Here is a 20,414-nt window from a genome sequence, read left to right as displayed (position 1 = left end):
GCAGTACAAATTGGCTAAGGAGTAGTGACATGCGAGTTAAAGGTATAACCCCGCAGGATCTCAAGGCTTACGGTATTAACGATGTGAGTGAAGTGCTCTACAATCCCGATTACGACACTCTGTATCGCGAAGAGCTTGATCCCAGTCTGGAAGGCTTTGAACGTGGCGTAAAAACCAACCTCGGCGCTGTCGCCGTTGATACCGGCATCTTTACCGGTCGCTCACCGAAAGATAAGTACATTGTTCGTGACGACACGACCCGCGACACGCTCTGGTGGGCGGATAACGGCAAAGGTAAGAACGACAACAAACCCCTCTCAGAGGAGACCTGGCAAAGCCTTAAAGGTCTCGTCACCCAACAGCTCTCAGGCAAGCGCTTGTTCATTGTCGACGCGTTCTGCGGCGCCAATGCAGACACCCGTCTTTCGGTACGTTTTATTACCGAAGTGGCCTGGCAGGCTCATTTCGTTAAGAATATGTTTATCCGCCCAACCCCTGAAGAGCTGGAAACATTCGAACCTGACTTTGTGGTGATGAACGGCGCTAAATGCACCAACCCCAACTGGCAGGAGCAAGGACTGAATTCCGAAAATTTCATCGCCTTTAATCTCACCGAGCGGATGCAGCTAATTGGCGGCACCTGGTACGGCGGCGAAATGAAGAAAGGGATGTTCTCCATCATGAATTATCTGCTGCCGTTGAAGGGCATTGCTTCTATGCACTGCTCGGCAAACGTGGGCGAAGATGGCGATGTCGCGGTGTTCTTTGGCTTATCCGGCACGGGTAAAACAACCCTTTCCACCGATCCAAAACGTCGCCTGATTGGCGATGACGAACACGGCTGGGATGACGACGGCGTATTTAACTTCGAAGGCGGCTGCTATGCGAAGACCATTCGTTTATCCGAAGAAGCCGAGCCGGATATTTTCCACGCCATCCGCCGTGATGCGCTGCTGGAAAACGTCACCGTGCGCGAAGACGGCTCCATCGACTTCGACGACAGTTCAAAAACTGAAAACACCCGCGTCTCCTACCCGATTTATCACATCGACAACATTGTTAAGCCGGTTTCCAAAGCGGGACATGCCACGAAGGTTATCTTCCTGACGGCAGATGCGTTTGGCGTACTGCCGCCGGTTTCGCGCCTGACGGCAAACCAGACTCAGTACCACTTCCTGTCCGGCTTTACCGCCAAGCTCGCTGGCACAGAGCGCGGCGTAACCGAGCCGACGCCAACCTTCTCAGCCTGTTTTGGCGCGGCGTTTCTCTCGCTGCACCCGACGCAGTATGCGGAAGTGCTGGTAAAACGCATGCAGGCTGCTGGCGCGCAGGCTTATCTGGTTAATACGGGCTGGAACGGCACGGGTAAACGTATCTCCATCAAAGACACCCGCGCGATTATTGATGCGATTCTGGATGGCTCGCTTGACGACGCAGAGACGTTTACGCTGCCGATGTTCGATCTGGCGATCCCTACCGAACTTGCCGGCGTCGATACTCGCATTCTGGACCCGCGCAGTACCTATGCGTCGCCAGAACAGTGGCAGGAGAAAGCCGAGCAGTTGGCCAGGCTGTTTGTATCTAACTTTGAGAAGTACACCGATACCCCGGCGGGTGCGGCATTGGTGAGCGCAGGGCCAAAGATTTAAATCATTCGGTGGATGGTGGATGGCAAGGTGGATAGCGCTGCGCTTATCCACCCTACATTCACCCGGACGATGCTCTCACTTCGTAGGTCGGATAAGCGCAGCGCCATCCGACAATAGCCATAAAAAAACGAACCCCGAGGGGTTCGTTTTTCATTGCAGACCGCTTAGCTTTCTTTGCTCTGCTGGACGACTTTGCTTATCGGTAAAGGCAAATAAGCTCTTATCCGCAAACCGCCCCGCTCGCTAACGCCAATATCCAGAATGCCGTTATGGTTGTCGACAATACGCTGCACTATCGCCAGCCCAAGCCCGGTGCCGCTGGTGCTGCGCGCGCTGTCGCCGCGCACAAACGGCTGGAACAGATGCTTAAGTTGTTCCGGCTTAATGCCCGGACCGTCATCTTCCACCTGGAACCAGGCGCGATTAAGTTCGCCGCCGCTGCTGACTTTTATCCAGCCATTGCCGTAACGAGCCGCGTTGACCACCATATTGGCCACGGCGCGTTTAATCGACAGCGGATGAATATTCACCAGCAGCTCGCCCGCCTGCAGCGCGGTTTCAATTTCACGTTCATAGCCGCTTTCGGCTGCAATCACTTCGCCCAGCACGCCGTTAAGATCGGCGATTTCCAGCGGCATTTCCTGTCCGGTGCGCAGGTAGTCGATAAACTGTTCGATAATCGCGTTACATTCTTCGATATCTTTATTAATCGACTCGGCAAGGTAGCCGTCTTCCTGGCCCATCATTTCCGTTGCCAGACGAATACGCGTCAGCGGCGTGCGCAGGTCGTGGCTTACGCCCGCCATCAGCAACGTGCGGTCATCCGCCAGTTGCTTAACGCCCGCAGCCATATGGTTGAACGCTCGCGTAACAGAGCGCACCTCCGAAGCACCGTATTCACGCAGCGGCGGAGGAATAATCCCCTTGCCCACCTGCAGGGCCGCGTGTTCCAGATCCACCAGCGGTCGGTTTTGGATGCGGATAAACAGCCACGCGCCGCCTATCGCCAGCAGCATAATCGCCAGCGTATAGCGGAACAGCGGCGAGAAATCGCCCTGATGAATTTCCGTCAGCGGTACCCGCACCCAGATATTCGGCGACAGCCAGGTTTTCAGCCACACAACGGGCGAGCTTTTGTTGACCTCAACGCGCACTTCCGTCGGGCCGCCCAACTGCTGCGCCATTTGATGGCTTAAAAACTCATAATGCTGCGCCCAGCGCAGACCCGCGTCTTCCGCCGCCTCGTTGGAATACAGGGAAATCCCCAGTTCGCGGTAAATCTCACGGCGAAAAGCCGGTGGCACCACCAGTTGCGTACCGTCTTCAAGCTGCAGTTTATCGGTCATCAGCATACGGACTTCGTAGGCGAGGACCTTATTAAACTGCTGCAGGCTCGGCAAAATCGCGAAGTTAAGCACCACGAGATAGGTCGTCACCAGGCTGACGAACAGCAAGGTGACGATCAGGAGCAGCGTACGGGCAAACGAGCTTCTGGGTGAGAAGCGGACTCGCCTCATGCCTTAGAACCGTCCGGCACGAATACGTAGCCCAGACCCCATACGGTCTGGATATAACGCGGGTGCGCCGGGTCTTCTTCCACCATGCGACGCAGGCGGGAGATTTGCACATCAATCGAACGTTCCATGGCGCTGTATTCGCGACCGCGGGCCAGGTTCATTAATTTATCGCGGGAAAGCGGCTCGCGCGGGTGGCTCACCAGCGCTTTGAGCACGGCAAACTCGCCGCTGGTCAGCGGCATAGGTTCATCTTCACGGAACATCTCGCGGGTGCCAAGGTTCAGCTTAAACTTACCGAAGGCGATAACCGCTTCTTCCTGGGAAGGCGCGCCCGGCAGTTCATTTGCCTGCCGACGCAGCACGGCACGGATGCGGGCCAGCAGTTCGCGCGGGTTGAAAGGTTTTGGAATGTAGTCATCAGCGCCGATTTCCAGGCCAACAATACGGTCAACCTCTTCGCCTTTTGCGGTAACCATGATTATCGGCATCGGGTTGCTCTGGCTACGCAGACGGCGGCAAATAGACAGGCCGTCTTCGCCAGGCAGCATGAGATCCAGCACCATCAGGTGGAAAGACTCACGGGTTAACAGGCGATCCATCTGTTCTGCGTTGGCCACGCTGCGGACCTGGAAGCCTTGCTCTGTGAGATAACGTTCTAACAGCGCGCGCAGACGCATGTCGTCATCCACAACCAGAATTTTATAGTTCTCTTGCATTCTTATAACTCCCAAAGGCTCGAACAGTTGAGTGCGTATTCTTAAAAAACTGCGTCAATACGACCAGTCAAATCTGGTATATATTCTAGTCGAAATTGTTACAAAGCATATTAAACAGTCGGTTATAGACGCGTTTTTGCTAAAACGATGACCTGCCTCGCAAATCGCCGGGATTGCCATCACCCTGATTTATCGGTTTAAATCACTTTTTGTCATCCACCTTGCAGGCCCAACGATGAAAACGCCATTGATTACCCGTGAGGGTTACGAAAAGCTCAGACAAGAAAAGGATTATTTATGGCGCGAAGAGCGTCCGGAAGTGACTAAAAAAGTCACCTGGGCGGCGAGCCTTGGCGATCGCAGCGAAAATGCCGATTACCAGTACAACAAAAAACGGCTGCGCGAGATAGATCGCCGGGTACGTTATCTGACGAAATGCCTGGAAAACCTGAAAATCGTCGATTATTCACCCCAGCAGGAAGGCAAAGTTTTCTTTGGCGCCTGGGTCGAAATTGAAAACGACGAAGGTAACCAACTGCGCTTTCGTATCGTGGGCTACGATGAAATTTTTGGCCGCAAGGATTACATCTCTATCGACTCGCCCATGGCTCGCGCGCTGCTGAAAAAAGAAGTGGGTGATTTAGCCGTAGTGCAAACACCCGCTGGAGAAGCCCAGTGGTACGTCAATGAAATCGAGTATGTGAAATAAGCAGCGCTTACAGGCAGACCAGTCCGATTCCGCGCAACAAAGGCGCTGTGGCTGGCATTTTTGCCTTCCAATCCGTATAACTGTCCTCTGAAATTTCCGCATGAAACAGATGATAACGCCATGATGAATGATTCACTCTGCCGCATTATTGCCGGTGAGCTAAAGGCCCGAAATGAACAGGTTGAAGCAGCCGTTCGCCTGCTTGACGAAGGGAATACCGTGCCGTTTATTGCACGCTATCGTAAGGAAGTCACCGGCGGTCTGGATGATACGCAGCTACGCCAGCTTGAGACTCGTCTAAGCTACCTGCGCGAGCTGTCCGATCGCCGCCAGGCCATTCTGAAATCCATCACCGAGCAGGGCAAACTGAGCGATGAGCTAGCCTGCGCCATTAACGGCACGCTGAGCAAAACCGAGCTGGAAGATTTGTATCTGCCGTATAAGCCAAAACGCCGCACGCGCGGGCAAATTGCTATCGAAGCGGGTCTTGAGCCGCTGGCCGAGCTTTTGTGGGACGAACCTTCTCACGAGCCGGAACAGGAAGCTGCCCGCTACGTTGATGCCGATAAAGGCGTTGCCGATACCAAAGCCGCGCTTGACGGTGCCCGTTACATTCTGATGGAGCGTTTCGCCGAAGACGCCGCGCTGCTGGCAAAAGTGCGTAATTATCTGTGGAAGAACGCGCATCTGGTTGCCACCGTTGTCAGCGGTAAAGAAGAGGAAGGCGCAAAATTCCGTGATTATTTCGATCATCACGAGCCTATCGCCACCATTCCTTCCCACCGCGCGCTCGCTATGTTCCGTGGCCGCAACGAAGGCATTTTGCAGCTTGCGCTGAATGCCGACCCGCAGCACGACGAACCGCCGCGTGAAAGCTATTGCGAACAGATAATTATCGATCATCTCGGGCTGCGCCTGAACAGCGCCCCGGCGGACGCCTGGCGTCGTGGCGTGGTGAGCTGGACCTGGCGCATCAAGGTGCTGATGCATCTGGAAACCGAGCTGATGGGCACCGTGCGCGAACGCGCCGAAGAAGAAGCGATTAACGTCTTCGCTCGCAACCTGCATGATTTATTAATGGCCGCGCCTGCGGGCCTGCGGGCAACAATGGGCCTCGATCCGGGTCTGCGTACCGGCGTTAAAGTGGCGGTTGTTGATTCAACCGGTAAGCTGGTCGCTACCGATACCATTTATCCGCATACCGGCCAGGCCGCGAAAGCCGCTGTTGTCGTTGCGGCGTTGTGCGAGAAACACAACGTGGAGCTGGTTGCCATCGGCAACGGCACGGCTTCACGCGAAACCGAGCGTTTCTTCCTCGATGTGCAGCAGCAGTTCCCGAAAGTGACCGCGCAGAAAGTGATTGTCAGCGAAGCGGGCGCCTCCGTTTATTCAGCTTCTGAGCTGGCAGCGCTGGAATTCCCGGATCTGGACGTCTCGATTCGCGGCGCGGTTTCTATCGCTCGCCGCCTGCAGGACCCGCTCGCCGAGCTTGTGAAAATCGATCCGAAATCCATCGGTGTCGGCCAGTATCAGCACGACGTCAGCCAGTCGCAACTGGCGAAAAAACTGGACGCCGTTGTGGAAGACTGCGTAAACGCCGTGGGCGTCGATCTGAACACCGCATCAGTGCCTTTATTAACCCGCGTGGCGGGCTTAACGCGCATGATGGCGCAGAATATCGTTAACTGGCGCAACGAAAACGGTCGCTTCCAGGATCGCCAGCAACTGCTGAAAGTCAGCCGCCTTGGGCCGAAAGCTTTTGAACAGTGTGCGGGCTTCCTGCGAATTAACCACGGTAATAACCCGCTGGATGCTTCCACCGTTCACCCGGAGGCTTACCCGGTTGTAGAACGCATTCTGGCTGCCACCGAGCAGGCGCTGGCTGACCTGATGGGTAACGGCGAAGCGTTACGCGGCCTGAAGGCGAGCGAGTTCACCGATGAGCGCTTCGGCGTGCCGACGGTGACCGACATCATCAAGGAGCTGGAAAAGCCAGGCCGCGATCCGCGCCCTGAGTTCAAAACCGCCAAATTCGCCGACGGCGTGGAAACCATGAACGACCTCACGCCGGGCATGGTGCTGGAAGGCGCGGTGACAAACGTAACCAACTTCGGCGCGTTCGTGGATATCGGCGTTCACCAGGACGGTCTGGTTCACATCTCTTCGCTTTCCGATAAATTCATCGACGACCCGCACAAAGTAGTGAAAGCCGGCGATATCGTCAAAGTGAAGGTGCTTGAGGTGGATTTGCAGCGTAAGCGCATTGCACTGACCATGCGTCTTGACGAGCAGCCGGGCGAAACCAACAGCCGCCGCGGCAGCGCGCCGCGTGAGCAAAACAGTGCCCGCAGGCCTGCCCAACAGCAGACCAAACCGCGCGGAAAGGATAATGCCGGCAGCGGTAACAGCGCGATGAGCGATGCGCTGGCCGCCGCGTTTGGTAAGAAATAATTATGATATAAAAAGGGCCGATTTTAGTCGGCCCTTTTATTTAGTAAGCATTACTCTTTCCCCTCGCCATTCGATTTATTAATAATATTTCATTATCAGCCGAATTTATTTTTAAACAGGCAACAGCTTTCCTTTTAGGGTAATTATTGCAATAGATACTCAAAACAGAAACTAACCGGCATCATTTACGTAACAGATGAAATATTAAAACAACATTAGCTTCAGAAACATATTTAAATCTTTCTTAAACACCGCCAGTAACTTATTGATAATAATCATTTAAATGAAAAACAGATTCTAAAGACGCCTGTTAAACTAAAACACTTCTTGTTTCATTTAATTATTCAAAATGCCTGCTCGTTCATAAAATAATTATTGAAGATAAAAACCATTCTCATTATCATTGCTTTGTTTGTTATTTCTCCTTTTACCGCAAAGGTAGTTGGCTTTCGCCGGGCGATGGGACGTGCCGGTGAATACAGTAACTCAGTGAGTAATAAAACAGAGTTTAGCTCTAAGAAGGTCCTATGAATTTTTTACCGAACAGCGCGTGGAAAATTACCGGTTTTGCCCATGAAATAAGCCCGGCCTATCGTCAAAAATTATTATCGCTGGGCATGTTGCCTGGTTCTTCTTTTAACGTTGTACGCGTGGCGCCGCTTGGCGATCCGGTTCATATCGAAACACGCCGCGTTAATTTGGTTTTGCGTAAAAAAGATCTCGAATTATTAAACGTCGAAGCCCTTGCCTGACAAACGGGATGGGCGTTCGCGCTCCGGTTTTCACTCTCTTTAGTTCACGAAAAAATGAAAAACTTAACCATAGGTTTAATCGGTAACCCTAATTCAGGTAAAACTACGCTGTTTAACCAGCTTACTGGTTCACGTCAGCGAGTCGGCAACTGGGCGGGGGTCACTGTCGAACGAAAAGAAGGACAATTTTCAACGCTGACCCACCAGGTCACGCTGGTTGACCTGCCGGGGACATACTCTCTCACCACCATTTCCTCGCAGACTTCGCTGGATGAGCAAATCGCCTGCCACTACATCCTCAGCGGCGACGCCGATCTGCTGATTAACGTGGTGGATGCTTCAAACCTTGAGCGTAACCTCTACCTGACTTTGCAACTTCTGGAGCTCGGCATTCCCTGCGTCGTTGCGCTGAACATGCTTGATATCGCCGAAAAGCAGGCTATTCGCATTGATATCGATGCCCTCGCCGCTCGCCTGGGCTGTCCGGTTATTCCGCTGGTCTCCACGCGTGGACGCGGTATCGAAGGGCTGAAATTAGCCATTGATCGCCGTCAGCCGAACACCCGCTCAGATCTGGTGCTCTATCCGCAGGCGCTATTGCAGGGGGTCGATAACCTCGCAGCAGAGATGTCAGAAGAGATGCCTGAACAGCAGCGCCGCTGGCTGGCGCTGCAAATGCTGGAAGGAGATATCTACAGCCAGGCCTTTGTCGGAAGCGCCGCGGATAAACTGGCAAGCGTGCGCGTTCACCTTGCAGAGACTATTGAAGACCCGGCGCTGCTAATTGCCGATGCGCGCTACCAGTGCATCGCCGCTATCTGCGACACGGTCAGCAACAGCCTGACAGCCGAGCCGCACCGCCTGACCGCCATGATGGATAAAATCATCCTCAACCGCTTCCTCGGCCTGCCGATCTTTATGCTGGTGATGTACCTGATGTTCCTGCTGGCGATTAACATCGGCGGCGCGTTGCAGCCTATTTTCGACGGCGGTTCCGCCGCTATCTTTATCCACGGCATTCAGTGGATTGGCTACACGCTGCATTTCCCGGACTGGCTGACCATTTTCCTCGCCCAGGGGATTGGCGGCGGGATCAACACCGTGCTGCCGCTGGTACCGCAAATCGGCATGATGTATCTGTTCCTCTCCTTCCTTGAGGATTCCGGGTATATGGCGCGCGCGGCGTTCGTTATGGACAGGCTAATGCAATCTCTTGGTCTGCCGGGCAAATCGTTCGTCCCGCTGATTGTCGGCTTCGGCTGCAACGTGCCGTCGGTGATGGGCGCGCGTACGCTTGATGCGCCGCGCGAACGTCTGATGACCATCATGATGGCGCCGTTTATGTCCTGCGGCGCGCGCCTGGCTATCTTCGCAGTCTTCGCCGCGGCATTCTTCGGCCAGCAAGGCGCGCTGGTTGTCTTCTCGCTTTATATGCTCGGCATCGTGATGGCGATTCTCACCGGCCTGATGCTCAAACACACCATTATGCGCGGCGAAGCATCGCCGTTTGTCATGGAGCTGCCGGTTTACCACGTACCGCATCTGAAAAGCCTGCTGATGCAAACCTGGCAGCGCCTGAAAGGCTTCGTGCTGCGTGCTGGTAAAGTGATTGTCATCGTGAGTATCTTCATCGGTGCGCTAAACAGCTTCTCGTTTAGCGGCAAAGCCGTTGATAACATTAACGACTCCGCGCTGGCTTCGGTAAGTAAAGTATTAACGCCGCTGCTAAAACCCATTGGCGTACACGAAGATAACTGGCAGGCCACCGTTGGTCTGTTTACCGGAGCGATGGCAAAAGAAGTGGTGGTCGGCACGCTGAACACTCTTTACACCGCCGAAGATATGCATAATGAAGCCTTCGATGCCGAAAACTTCAATCTGCTGGACGAATTAGGCGAGGCTGCGGGTGAAACCTGGCAGAGCCTGAAAGACACCTTCAGCCTGAGCGTGCTCGCCAACCCTATCGAAGCCAGCAAAGGCGACGGTGAAATGGCTGGCGGGGCGATGGGCGTGATGAGCAGCAAATTCGGCAGCGCAGCGGCAGCCTACAGCTATCTGATTTTCGTGTTGCTCTATATTCCGTGTATCTCGGTGATGGGCGCAGTCGCGCGCGAATCAAGCCGCGGCTGGATGACATTCTCCGTTCTGTGGGGACTGAACATCGCGTACTCGCTCTCAACGCTCTATTACCAGACCGTGTCGTTTAAGGCTCATCCGCAATACAGCCTGGTTTGCATCCTCGCGGTGCTGCTGTTTAACGTGGTGCTTATCGGCGCGCTGCGTCGGGCGCGTAGCCGGGTGGATGTAAGTCTTTTGAGCACTCGTAAAACTGCCGCGGCAGCCTGCTGCGAAAGCAGCACCGGCGACTGTCATTAAGGGGGAGACATGGCGAGCTTAATCGAGATCCGTAATGCCCTGGCGCTGCAAGGGCGTCTTGAGGCGAAGCAGATAAGCCAGCAGCTTGCCATCCCGCAGCCGTTAGTGAATGCGATGCTAAGTCGCTTAGAAGCGATGGGTAAAGCGATGCGAGTGACGGAAGACCCGACCGACTGTCTGACAGGAAGCTGCAAAAGCTGCCCGGAAGGGAAAAAATGCGTACGGGAAATCTGGACGCTTTTGGGCTAGCGTTGATAAGGCTGTGCCAGTAAAACGCCTGATGCGCCGCATCGGGCGTTTTTTCTTTTAGGCCTTAATAAAGCTAATCAGTTATTTTTAAGCTTTTTTCAAAGGCGAAAATCTGCTCGCAAAACGCCTGCGGATGAGAAATAAAAGGCGCATGGCCGGCTTTCGGGAAAATAACCGATTCGCTTTGCGGGCAGCGCTCGTCCAGCAAAGCGGCGACTTTACGTGGAACCAGGCCATCAAGATAACCGTACAAACGCAGCAAAGGCATCTGAAGCTCTGCAAGCTGCTCACGTAAATCAACGGTTTTCAGGATCTCAAGACCGCCGTTCAATACCTCCACCTCCGGCATCGGCTGCTCAAGTACAACGGCTTTTAACGCGCGAGCGTCCTGACGGGCGGTTTGCGTCCCGAGCGTTTGCAAAGCAAGGAAGCGCTCAACGGTACGCTGAAAATCTTCGCTTAGCTGCTGCTGGAAACCGGCCAGTACCTCAGGTTTGATACCCGGCCAGTCTCCCCGGGCGGTGAAGCATGGCGATGAGGCGACGGTGATTAACGCGCGCACGCGCCCGGGATGAGTAAGCGCAATCTGGCTTGCTACCAGCCCACCCAAGCTCCAGCCAAGGAAGACAGCCTGTTCCGGCGCCTGCGCCAGCACGATTTCGGCCATCTCCGGTAGCGTCAGCGCCCCGAAGTTCTGGCTGCGCCCGTAACCCGGCAGGTCGACCAGGTGTAAACGAAACTGCGAGCTTAATTCCGCACTAATGCAATGCCATACCTCGGCGTTCAGCCCCCATCCGTGCAGCAGCACAAGATCGATATTTCCTTCACCTTTTGTCTGCCACCAAAGTTCGCTCATCGGTTACTGTTCTCGTTTTCAAATACATGGAAGCGAATATGCTAACAATCCCGGGGCTGTGTTGGCTATGCCGTATGCCGCTTGCTTGTCCGACATGGGGGTTTTGCTCACGCTGCGTCTCCGCGCTGCCAGCTCCACCCCCCGCCTGCCCGCGCTGCGGATTACCCGCCGCGCCCGGTGTTTCACAATGTGGCCGCTGCCTGCAGGAACCGCCGCCATGGGACAGATTGATATTCGTCACCGATTACCGCCTGCCGCTCAACGCGCTCGTTCACCGGCTGAAATTCACCGCCGCCACCGCGCTTGCCCCGGCGCTGGCGCGATTGATCCTGCTAAAAATTATTGCTGCGAAGCGTGTCGGTTCCGTTCCAAAACCAGAAGCGATCGTCAGCGTACCGTTACACTCCCGCCGCGCCTGGCGCAGAGGTTTTAACCAAAGCGCCCTGCTCGCCACCCCTCTGGCGCATTGGCTACAATGTGAATATCAGGATGCGTTTGTCAGAAGGGTCCGCGCCACGGCAACCCAGCATGAGCTAAGCGCGAAGCTGCGCCGCGGCAATCTCAAGGGGGCTTTCAGGGTTGAATTTCCAGCGGCGGGTCGCCATATGGTTATTGTGGATGATGTCGTCACGACGGGCAGTACCGTGGCGGAAATCGCGAGATTGCTGAAAAAGCAGGGCGCGGCGACTGTCCAGGTATGGTGCCTTTGTCGAACCTTGTAGACCCTCGATGATGGGCGTATTATAACCGACTAAAATAGTCAACTATTGAGCAATCGTTATGATCCGTATTTCCGATACTGCACAATCTCACTTTGCCAAACTGCTGGCAGGTCAGGAAGAAGGGACGCAAATCCGCGTATTCGTTATCAATCCTGGTACTCCTAATGCGGAGTGCGGGGTGTCCTATTGTCCGCCGGATGCGGTTGAAGCAAGTGACACAGCGTTAAAATTCGAGCAGCTAACCGCTTATGTCGACGAACTGAGCGCACCTTACCTCGAAGACGCAGAAATCGATTTTGTTACCGACCAGCTCGGCTCTCAGCTAACGCTGAAGGCCCCGAACGCCAAAATGCGTAAAGTATCCGACGATGCGCCGCTGATGGAGCGTGTGGAATATATGCTGCAGGCAACCGTTAACCCACAGTTAGCAGGCCACGGCGGTCGCGTTACGCTGATGGAAATTACCGATGACGGGCTGGCTATTCTGCAGTTCGGCGGCGGTTGTAACGGCTGTTCCATGGTCGATGTGACCCTGAAAGAAGGCATCGAGAAGCAGTTGCTGGCAGAGTTCCCGGAACTGAAAGGCGTTCGCGACCTGACCGAACACCAGCGCGGCGAGCACTCTTACTACTGATGCAAAGTAGCGGTGGATGGCGCTCGCGCTTATCCACCCTACGAAGCCGGTTGCAGGGCGGTAAGCAACGCGCTATCCGCCATTAAACCCTTATCCTTTTTTACGCCGCTTATCTAAATCCTTCAGCAGCTTATTTACCCCTTCATCGGCAAACATCGTCTCAAGAGATGTCGATAGTTTGCGACGCCAGTTTTTATACTGGTAGCTGGTGCCCGGAATATTTACCGGCTCCGCCATGCCCAGCCAGTCTTCCGGCTGCAGGCCCAGCAGGGCGCTGTTGCTGTCGGCGATATAACGCTGCATGCCGCGATTAAGCGTTGCCGTCATCGCCATCAGCGAAGCTTTGTGGCCCGCACGCTTCGGCAAACAACCGTATTCATGCAAACTATCCAGCAAACCCTGTTTGGCGCGCTCGCGATCCTGGTATAAACCGGCCAGCACCTCTTCGTCCGGATAAAGCCCCAGCGTTTTGCCCAGCGTTAAATCTCCGCTTTCCCAGTAGCCGCGTAACGTTGGCAGATCGTGCGTAGTGGCAACGGCCATCGACTGCTTCGGCCACGCTTTTGGCGCGCGGAACTGCTTCTCGTTGTCGTGTTCGAAATAAAGCACTTTGTAGGAGTAAACGCCGCTATCGCGTAGTTTAGCTACGATCTCAACCGGCACCGTACCCAAATCCTCGCCGATCACCATGCAGTTATGTCGCTTACTTTCCAGCGCCAGAATCGACAGCAAATCGTCTACCGGATAATGCACATACGCGCCTTTATCCGCCGTTTCGCCGTAAGGGATCCACCACAGGCGCAGCATCGACATAACATGGTCGATACGCAGCGCGCCGCAGTTAGTCATATTGGCGCGCAACAGATCGATATAGGGCTCATAGGCACGCGCGGTAATGACGTGCGGGTCCATTGGCGGCAGACCCCAGTTCTGGCCAAGAGGCCCAAGAATATCCGGCGGCGCGCCAACGGAAGCTTTCAGGCAGTACAGTTCACGGTCGCACCAGGTTTCCGAGCCGCCTTCCGCCACGCCAACCGCCAAATCACGGTACAGGCCGATTGGCATTTTAAAGCCCTGGCTGGTTTGCCAGCATGCTTCGAACTGAATGTGGGCCAGATACTGCAGCCACAGAAAGAAATCTACTTCGTCGCTGTACTCGCTACAGAAAGCTTTCACTTCCGGATTATGCGCATCGCGGAAACCTTCTGGCCACACCGGCCAGCCCCAGCGCATTTCATCCTCTTTAACCTGATATGCGTGTAGCGCGTCAAACGCAGCCTGGAAGTAAAGGCTCTCGCCACCGCCTTCGACAAAAGAGCGGAAAGCCTGCACCTGTTCATCGCGCGCCGTGCGTTTTGAGAACTGTTTCCAGGCCATGCGCAGCGCTGCTATTTTCAGCACGGTCACGGTGGAATAATCGACCCATTCTGCGTCACGCACAGACTTCAGAGACTGCTGCGTGGTCGGCATCTTCCACCAGACCTGGGCTTCGTCGCTAAGCAGAAAGTCATCCACCGCGTTAACATCGATATAGATAACGTTCAGCCAGCGGCGGGAAGACGGGCTGTACGGACTTGCGCTTTCCGGGTTCGCCGGATAGAGCGCATGAATCGGGTTCAGGCCGATAAACGACCCGCCGCGCTGCGCAACGTCCACCAGCATGCGCTGTAAATCGCCAAAATCGCCGATGCCCCAGTTATGCGCAGACCGCAAAGTGTAAAGCTGCACGCAGGCGCCCCACAGCTTCTTGTCCTGCAACAGCGCGTCAGGTTCGTAACAGCGCTTCGGCGCGACAATTACGCGGCACTGCCATAGATGTTCGCTCTGGCTAACGGTAAGCATGTGATAGCCTTCCGGCAGCCGGGAAGGCAGCGTCAGCTTCCCGCCGGCCAGCGCATGCCCGTTATGTTGCTTTCCTTCTTCCGTTGTCATCTGCCAGCTAAACTCGCCGTGGCCTTCCAGCGGCAGCGCCATTTTCGTTCCGGCGGTAAATACCTGCACGTTCGGCACCGGGGTCACCGCCACCTTTTTAGGGCTAGCGGTACGGCTCATGGCTTCCAGCAAGCGCAGCTTGGTATCCGCCCCAATGGCCTGCGGCTTGCCGTGAGCATTGATGTAATTAGCTGCAATTCCTGCCGCCAGCGCGGCGTTATCAAGGCGTTTGCTATCCATGACCTTCCCTTAGCGCTTAGCCTGCCAGATGCGTTGCTGATAATCGCGAATCGAACGATCCGAGCTGAACATGCCGCAGCGCGCGGTGTTCAGAATAGCGGCGCGCGTCCAGGCCTCCTGGTCGAGGTACAGCGCATCAGCTTGCTTTTGCGCCGCAGCGTAAGCCGTGAAGTCAGCCATCACCAGATACGGGTCGCCGCCTTGTTTACCGATGCTGTGCAGCATCTGATCGAAAGCGTGCTTATCGCCATCGGCGTAGACGCCCTTCTCCAGTTCTTTCAGCACCGCATCCAACGCCTTGTCTTTCTTACGCCATTTCACCGGGTCGTAGCCTTTAGCTTTCAGGGCTTTCACTTCTTCTACGGTATGACCAAAGATGAAGATATTCTCGTCGCCCACTTTCTCGGCGATTTCAACGTTGGCGCCGTCCAGCGTGCCCACGGTCAGCGCGCCGTTTAGCGCAAGCTTCATATTGCCGGTGCCGGAGGCTTCTTTGCCTGCGGTAGAGATTTGTTCGGAGATATCCGCCGCCGGGATCATGATTTCCGCGGCAGAAACGCAGTAATCCGGCAGGAATACGACTTTCAGTTGATCGCCTACGACCGGGTCGTTGTTAATCGCCTGCGCCACTTTGTTGATGGCGAAGATAATGTTTTTCGCCAGGTAATAACCCGGCGCCGCTTTCGCACCGAACAGGAACACGCGCGGCACGCGGGCCGCCTGCGGGTTTTCGCGGATTTCTTTATAAAGCGCCAGAATGTGCAGCAGATTCAGGTGCTGACGTTTGTACTCGTGCAGGCGTTTAATCTGCACGTCGAACAGCGCATCCGGGCTGATGACGATGCCGGTACGCGCCTTCACAAACGCCGCCAGCTTGACTTTATTCTGGTATTTGATTTCGCGGTATTGTTGACGGAATTTCGCGTCGTCGGCATATTTTTCCAGCCCTTCCAGCGCGTCCAGATCGTTGGCCCACTCTTTCTTCAGCTTCTTGTCGATAAGCGCGGAAAGCGCCGGGTTACATTGTTTGATCCAGCGACGCGGCGTGATGCCGTTGGTGACGTTGTGGAATTTGTTTGGCCATAGCTGGTGGTATTCCGGGAACAGATCTTTGACTACCAGATCGGAGTGCAGCGCGGCCACGCCGTTCACCGCAAAGCCGCTTACTACGCACATATTCGCCATGCGTACCTGTTTATCGTAAACCACCGCCAGCTTCGCCCAGACCGCTTCATCGCCCGGCCAGGTTTTGACGACCCGTTTTTTAAAGCGGGCGTTGATTTCATTGATGATTTGCATATGGCGCGGCAGCAGCGCTTTCACCAGTTTTTCGTCCCAGCACTCCAGCGCTTCCGGCATCAGGGTGTGGTTGGTGTAGGCGAAAGTTTTGCTGGTGATGGCCCAGGCGTCGTCCCAGCTCAACTGGCGCTCGTCAATCAGCACGCGCAGCAGCTCCGGAATGGCGATGGTCGGGTGCGTATCGTTAAGCTGAATCACTTCGTAATCTGCAAGCTCCGCCAGCTTGCGGCCCGCCAGATGGTGACGACGTAAAATATCCGCCACCGAGCAGGCGCACTGGAAATACTGCTGCATCAGGCGCAGCTTCTTGCCGTTTAAGTGGTTGTCGTTCGGGTAGAGAACTTTGGTCAGTTTTTCAGCGTCGATGCCGGCTTGCTCTGCTTTCAGGAAATCGCCGTCGTTGAATTTAGTCAGGTCAAACGGATGGGCGTGCTTTGCCTGCCACAGACGCAGCGGCTGGGCGACGCCGTTACGGTAGCCGAGCACCGGTAAATCCCAGGCTTCGCCCTGGAAGATAAACGCCGGTTCCCAGCGCACGTTTTTACCGTCTTTGATTACCTTACCGCCCACGCCAACCTGCACGTCGAGAGCTGAGTTATGCTGGAACCACGGATAGCTCCCGCGATGCCAGTCGTCCGGCGCTTCCATCTGCTGCCCGTCCTTGAAGGACTGGCGGAACAGGCCGTACTGATAGTTCAGTCCATACCCGATCGCTGACTGGCCTACCGTCGCCATAGAATCCAGGAAGCACGCCGCCAGGCGCCCCAGACCGCCGTTGCCCAGCGCCGGGTCTGTCTCTTCTTCAAGCAGGTCCGTCAGGTTGATATCAAATGCTTTCAGCTCATCCGCCACGTCCTGATACCAGCCGAGATTCAGCAGGTTGTTGCCGGTCAGGCGGCCAATCAGAAACTCCATTGAGATGTAGTTGACGTGGCGCTGTTTCGCCTGCGGTTTTACGACCGGCTGGGCTGCCAGCAGCTCGGCCAATGCGCCGCTTACGGCCTGCCACCACTGATGCTGAGTCATTTCCTGAGCAGACTGAAGTCCAAAGCGCTGCCACTGACGGGTCAGGGCAGCCTGAAATTGTGCTTGATTGAAGGTCGGCTGTGACATAGGGAATCCTGTGATGTTCTTAATTCATTGCCCGCTAGTGTGCCGGGCGGTCTGGGCTTATTCCTCATCCTGAGGGGGATTAGGCAGGGATGAGTGGCGGGGATGAGCTAAAAGTGTGATCGCGACCACTTAAAACCCGGCCGGCAGACGCAAAATCCCGCGCTGAATTCGGACAACAAAGGCCAGGTTATGTCCGCGTCTTCCTTACGACTGAAACCGTTTTCTTTTCAGGCAGGGCGCGGAAAAATAGCGGTCTGGAATAAAGAAAAATGCATGATTTCCGCGAAAGCCATTCAATAAAAATATGGAATTGTGACAAGGTGCAACTTAACACTCACAGAAACTTCAACAATCTTGCAATAAGACCCAATCTGGCCGACCTTTACGTAAGCATTAATTACGAAGCGTAAAAAAATTCATCTCTGTACGCAATTTACACACAGTGAAGTGACACTATGTTGATCCCATCCAAATTGAGTCGCCCGGTTCGTCTGGAAAATACCGTGGTTCGCGACCGCCTGTTGGTAAAGCTATCAACCGCCGCAAATTATCGTCTGGCGTTGATAACCAGCCCCGCAGGCTATGGCAAAACCACACTGGTCTCCCAGTGGGCTGCAGGGAAAAATGAGTTAGGTTGGTACTCTCTTGATGAGGGCGACAACCAACAAGAACGCTTTGCCAGTTATTTGATTACCGCTATTCAGCAAGCAACCGGCGGTCATTGCGTCAGCAGTGAAGTCATGGCGCAAAAGCGCCAGTATGCAAGCCTCTCGTCGCTGTTCGCGCAGCTCTTTATCGAGCTGGCGGAATGGCATCGCCCTTTATTCCTGGTGATTGATGATTACCACTTAATCAACAACCCGGTTATTCACGAAGCGATGCGTTTTTTCATTCGCCATCAGCCAGAGAATCTGACGCTGGTGGTGTTATCGCGCAACCTGCCGCAGCTTGGTATCGCCAACCTGCGCGTGCGCGATCAGCTTCTGGAAATCGGCAGCCAGCAGCTCGCCTTTACCCATCAGGAAGCGAAACAGTTCTTTGACTGTCGACTGAATACGCCGATTGAGCCTGTGGACAGCAGCCGCCTGTGCGATGATGTCGCCGGCTGGGCTACGGCATTGCAGCTCATCGCTCTTTCCGCACGTCAAAGCAACACCTCGGCGCACCACTCCGCGCGTCGCCTTTCCGGCATCAACGCCAGCCACCTTTCTGATTATCTGGTGGATGAGGTGCTTGATAACGTGGATGCGGACACACGTAACTTCCTGCTGCGCAGCTCAATTTTGCGTTCGATGAACGATGCGCTGATTGTGCGCGTCACGGGCGAAGAAAATGGCCAGATGCGTCTGGAAGAGACCGAGCGTCAGGGGCTTTTCATGCAGCGCATGGACGACTCCGGCGAATGGTTCTGTTTCCATCCATTATTTGGCAGCTTCCTGCGCCAGCGCTGTCAGTGGGAGCTTGCCGCTGAACTGCCCGATATTCACCGTGCCGCCGCCGAAAGTTGGATGGCGCAGGGTTTCCCGAGCGAAGCCATTCATCACGCGTTAGCCGCAGGCGATGCCAGCATGCTGCGCGATATCCTGCTGCATCACGCCTGGGCGCTGTTTAACCATAGCGAACTGACGCTGCTGGAAGAATCGCTGAAAGCGCTGCCGTGGGAAAGCCTGCTGGAGAATCCGAAACTTGTGCTTTTGCAGGCCTGGCTGATGCAAAGCCAGCATCGCTACAGCGAAGTCAATCTGCTGCTGGCGCGAGCCGAGCAGGAAATGAATCTGGACATGGACAACACGCTGCACGGCGAATTTAACGCCCTGCGCGCTCAGGTCGCCATTAACGACGGCGACCCGGTCGAGGCCGAGCGGCTGGCGATGATCGCGCTCGATATGCTGCCGCTGGCGAATTATTACAGCCGCATCGTTGCCACTTCCGTTCACGGCGAGGTGCTGCACTGTAAAGGCGATCTGACAAAATCCCTGTCGGTGATGCAGCAAACTGAGCAAATGTCTCGTCGCCATGATGTCTGGCATTACGCGCTGTGGAGCCTGATTCAGCAAAGCGAAATTCTGCTGGCGCAGGGTTTCTTGCAGGCCGCGTGGGAAACGCAGGAAAAAGCCTTCATCCTGATTCGCGAACAACATCTGGAGCAGTTGCCGCTGCATGAGTTCCTGCTGCGTATTCGCGCGCAACTGCTGTGGGCATGGTCACGCCTGGACGAAGCCGAAGCTTCCGCCCGAAACGGTGTGGAAGTCCTTTCCGGCTACCAGCCCCAGCAACAGTTGCAATGCCTTGCGCTGCTGGTGCAGTGCTCTCTGGCACGCGGCGATCTGGATAACGCGCGCAATCACCTGAACCGTCTTGAAAATCTGCTGGGCAACGGCCCCTATCACAGCGACTGGGTCTCTAACGCCGATAAAGTCCGGGTGATTTACTGGCAAATGATTGGCGATAAAAAGTCTGCCGCCAACTGGTTACGCCAGACGCCAAAACCGGAATTTGCCAATAATCACTTCCTGCAAAGCCAGTGGCGCAACATTGCTCGCGCGCAAATTCTGCTGGGTGAATTCGACCCGGCGGAAATGGTGCTGGAAGAGTTAAACGAAAACGCGCGCAGCCTGCGTCTGATGAGCGATCTCAATCGCAACCTGCTGCTGTTAAACCAGCTCTACTGGCAGTCTGGGCGGAAAAGCGATGCGCAGCGCGTGCTGCTTGAAGCGCTGTCGCTTGCTAACCGCACCGGGTTTATCAGCCACTTTGTGATCGAAGGTGAAGCCATGGCGCAGCAACTGCGTCAGTTAATCCAGCTCAATACTCTGCCAGAACTGGATCAGCACCGGGCTCAGCGCATTCTTCGCGAGATTAACCAGCATCATCGCCACAAATTCGCGCACTTCGATGAGAATTTTGTGAACCGTCTGCTGACGCATCCGGAAGTCCCGGAGCTGATTCGCACCAGCCCATTAACGCAACGTGAATGGCAGGTTCTGGGGCTGATTTATTCAGGCTACAGCAACGAGCAAATCGCAGGCGAGCTGGACGTGGCGGCGACCACTATCAAAACGCATATCCGTAATCTGTACCAGAAGCTGGGCGTGGCGCACCGTCAGGATGCTGTGCAACATGCGCAGAAGCTGCTGAAGATGATGGGATATGGAGTCTGATAACTGTCGGATGGCGCAGGCTTATCCGACCTACGAAT

The 20,414-nt window shown here is 55.1% G+C and carries 14 protein-coding genes; 9 read left to right on the top strand and 5 right to left on the bottom strand.

What is annotated here, in order from left to right:
• The first annotated feature begins 29 nt into the window (after window positions 1-29).
• Window positions 30-1,649, top strand: coding sequence for a phosphoenolpyruvate carboxykinase (ATP) (gene pckA, locus MUA00_RS16870; RefSeq protein WP_271124181.1), 1,620 nt, complete (start codon window positions 30-32; stop codon window positions 1,647-1,649).
• Between the two features lie 164 nt (window positions 1,650-1,813).
• Here the strand turns inward: pckA and envZ are convergent, their stop codons facing one another.
• Together envZ and ompR are read right to left on the bottom strand one after the other, a co-directional pair.
• Window positions 1,814-3,166, bottom strand: coding sequence for a two-component system sensor histidine kinase EnvZ (envZ, locus tag MUA00_RS16865; RefSeq protein ID WP_271124180.1), 1,353 nt, complete (start codon window positions 3,164-3,166; stop codon window positions 1,814-1,816).
• Entirely contained in the window at window positions 3,163-3,882 is a 720-nt protein-coding gene (ompR, locus tag MUA00_RS16860; RefSeq protein WP_001157751.1) for an osmolarity response regulator transcription factor OmpR, read from the bottom strand. The genes envZ and ompR overlap by 4 nt, the downstream gene beginning before the upstream one ends.
• Before the next feature lie 235 nt (window positions 3,883-4,117).
• Here ompR and greB point away from each other — a divergent pair, with 235 nt between their 5' ends.
• From greB to feoC, 5 genes are all read left to right on the top strand, one after another.
• Entirely contained in the window at window positions 4,118-4,591 is a 474-nt protein-coding gene (gene greB, locus MUA00_RS16855) for a transcription elongation factor GreB (RefSeq protein WP_271124179.1), read from the top strand.
• A gap of 120 nt (window positions 4,592-4,711) precedes the next feature.
• Entirely contained in the window at window positions 4,712-7,042 is a 2,331-nt protein-coding gene (locus tag MUA00_RS16850) for a Tex family protein (protein WP_271124178.1), read from the top strand.
• Between the two features lie 527 nt (window positions 7,043-7,569).
• Entirely contained in the window at window positions 7,570-7,794 is a 225-nt protein-coding gene (feoA, locus tag MUA00_RS16845; RefSeq protein WP_271124177.1) for a ferrous iron transporter A, read from the top strand.
• A gap of 54 nt (window positions 7,795-7,848) precedes the next feature.
• A complete protein-coding gene (feoB, locus tag MUA00_RS16840; RefSeq protein ID WP_271124176.1) occupies window positions 7,849-10,170 on the top strand; it encodes a Fe(2+) transporter permease subunit FeoB in 2,322 nt (773 codons plus the stop codon).
• A 9-nt stretch (window positions 10,171-10,179) separates the two neighbouring features.
• Window positions 10,180-10,419 (top strand): [Fe-S]-dependent transcriptional repressor FeoC, encoded by a 240-nt coding sequence (gene feoC, locus MUA00_RS16835; RefSeq protein ID WP_271124175.1) that lies wholly within the window; start codon window positions 10,180-10,182, stop codon window positions 10,417-10,419.
• A gap of 73 nt (window positions 10,420-10,492) precedes the next feature.
• Here feoC and bioH read toward each other — a convergent pair whose 3' ends face one another.
• On the bottom strand, window positions 10,493-11,275 hold the full coding sequence (gene bioH, locus MUA00_RS16830; protein ID WP_271124174.1) for a pimeloyl-ACP methyl ester esterase BioH: 783 nt from the start codon (window positions 11,273-11,275) through the stop codon (window positions 10,493-10,495).
• Window positions 11,276-11,313: 38 nt separating this feature from the next.
• Between bioH and gntX the strand changes: the two genes are divergently transcribed.
• Window positions 11,314-11,997 carry a DNA utilization protein GntX gene (gntX, locus tag MUA00_RS16825; protein WP_271124173.1) on the top strand — a complete coding sequence of 228 codons (684 nt, stop codon included), beginning with the start codon at window positions 11,314-11,316 and terminating at the stop codon, window positions 11,995-11,997.
• Between the two features lie 58 nt (window positions 11,998-12,055).
• Window positions 12,056-12,631 carry a Fe-S biogenesis protein NfuA gene (gene nfuA, locus MUA00_RS16820; RefSeq protein WP_271124172.1) on the top strand — a complete coding sequence of 192 codons (576 nt, stop codon included), beginning with the start codon at window positions 12,056-12,058 and terminating at the stop codon, window positions 12,629-12,631.
• Window positions 12,632-12,721: 90 nt separating this feature from the next.
• Here the strand turns inward: nfuA and malQ are convergent, their stop codons facing one another.
• Together malQ and malP are read right to left on the bottom strand one after the other, a co-directional pair.
• On the bottom strand, window positions 12,722-14,803 hold the full coding sequence (gene malQ / locus MUA00_RS16815; protein WP_271124171.1) for a 4-alpha-glucanotransferase: 2,082 nt from the start codon (window positions 14,801-14,803) through the stop codon (window positions 12,722-12,724).
• A gap of 9 nt (window positions 14,804-14,812) precedes the next feature.
• Entirely contained in the window at window positions 14,813-17,215 is a 2,403-nt protein-coding gene (malP, locus tag MUA00_RS16810; protein ID WP_271124170.1) for a maltodextrin phosphorylase, read from the bottom strand.
• Window positions 17,216-17,670: 455 nt separating this feature from the next.
• Here malP and malT point away from each other — a divergent pair, with 455 nt between their 5' ends.
• Window positions 17,671-20,376 carry an HTH-type transcriptional regulator MalT gene (gene malT / locus MUA00_RS16805; RefSeq protein WP_271124169.1) on the top strand — a complete coding sequence of 902 codons (2,706 nt, stop codon included), beginning with the start codon at window positions 17,671-17,673 and terminating at the stop codon, window positions 20,374-20,376.
• Window positions 20,377-20,414 lie beyond the last annotated feature (38 nt).

It is taken from the genome of Dryocola boscaweniae (assembly GCF_025215095.1).
Lineage (GTDB): Bacteria > Pseudomonadota > Gammaproteobacteria > Enterobacterales > Enterobacteriaceae > Dryocola > Dryocola boscaweniae.
The sequence above is the reverse complement of the archived record's forward strand: the minus strand, read 5'-3'. Positions and strand labels throughout refer to the sequence as shown.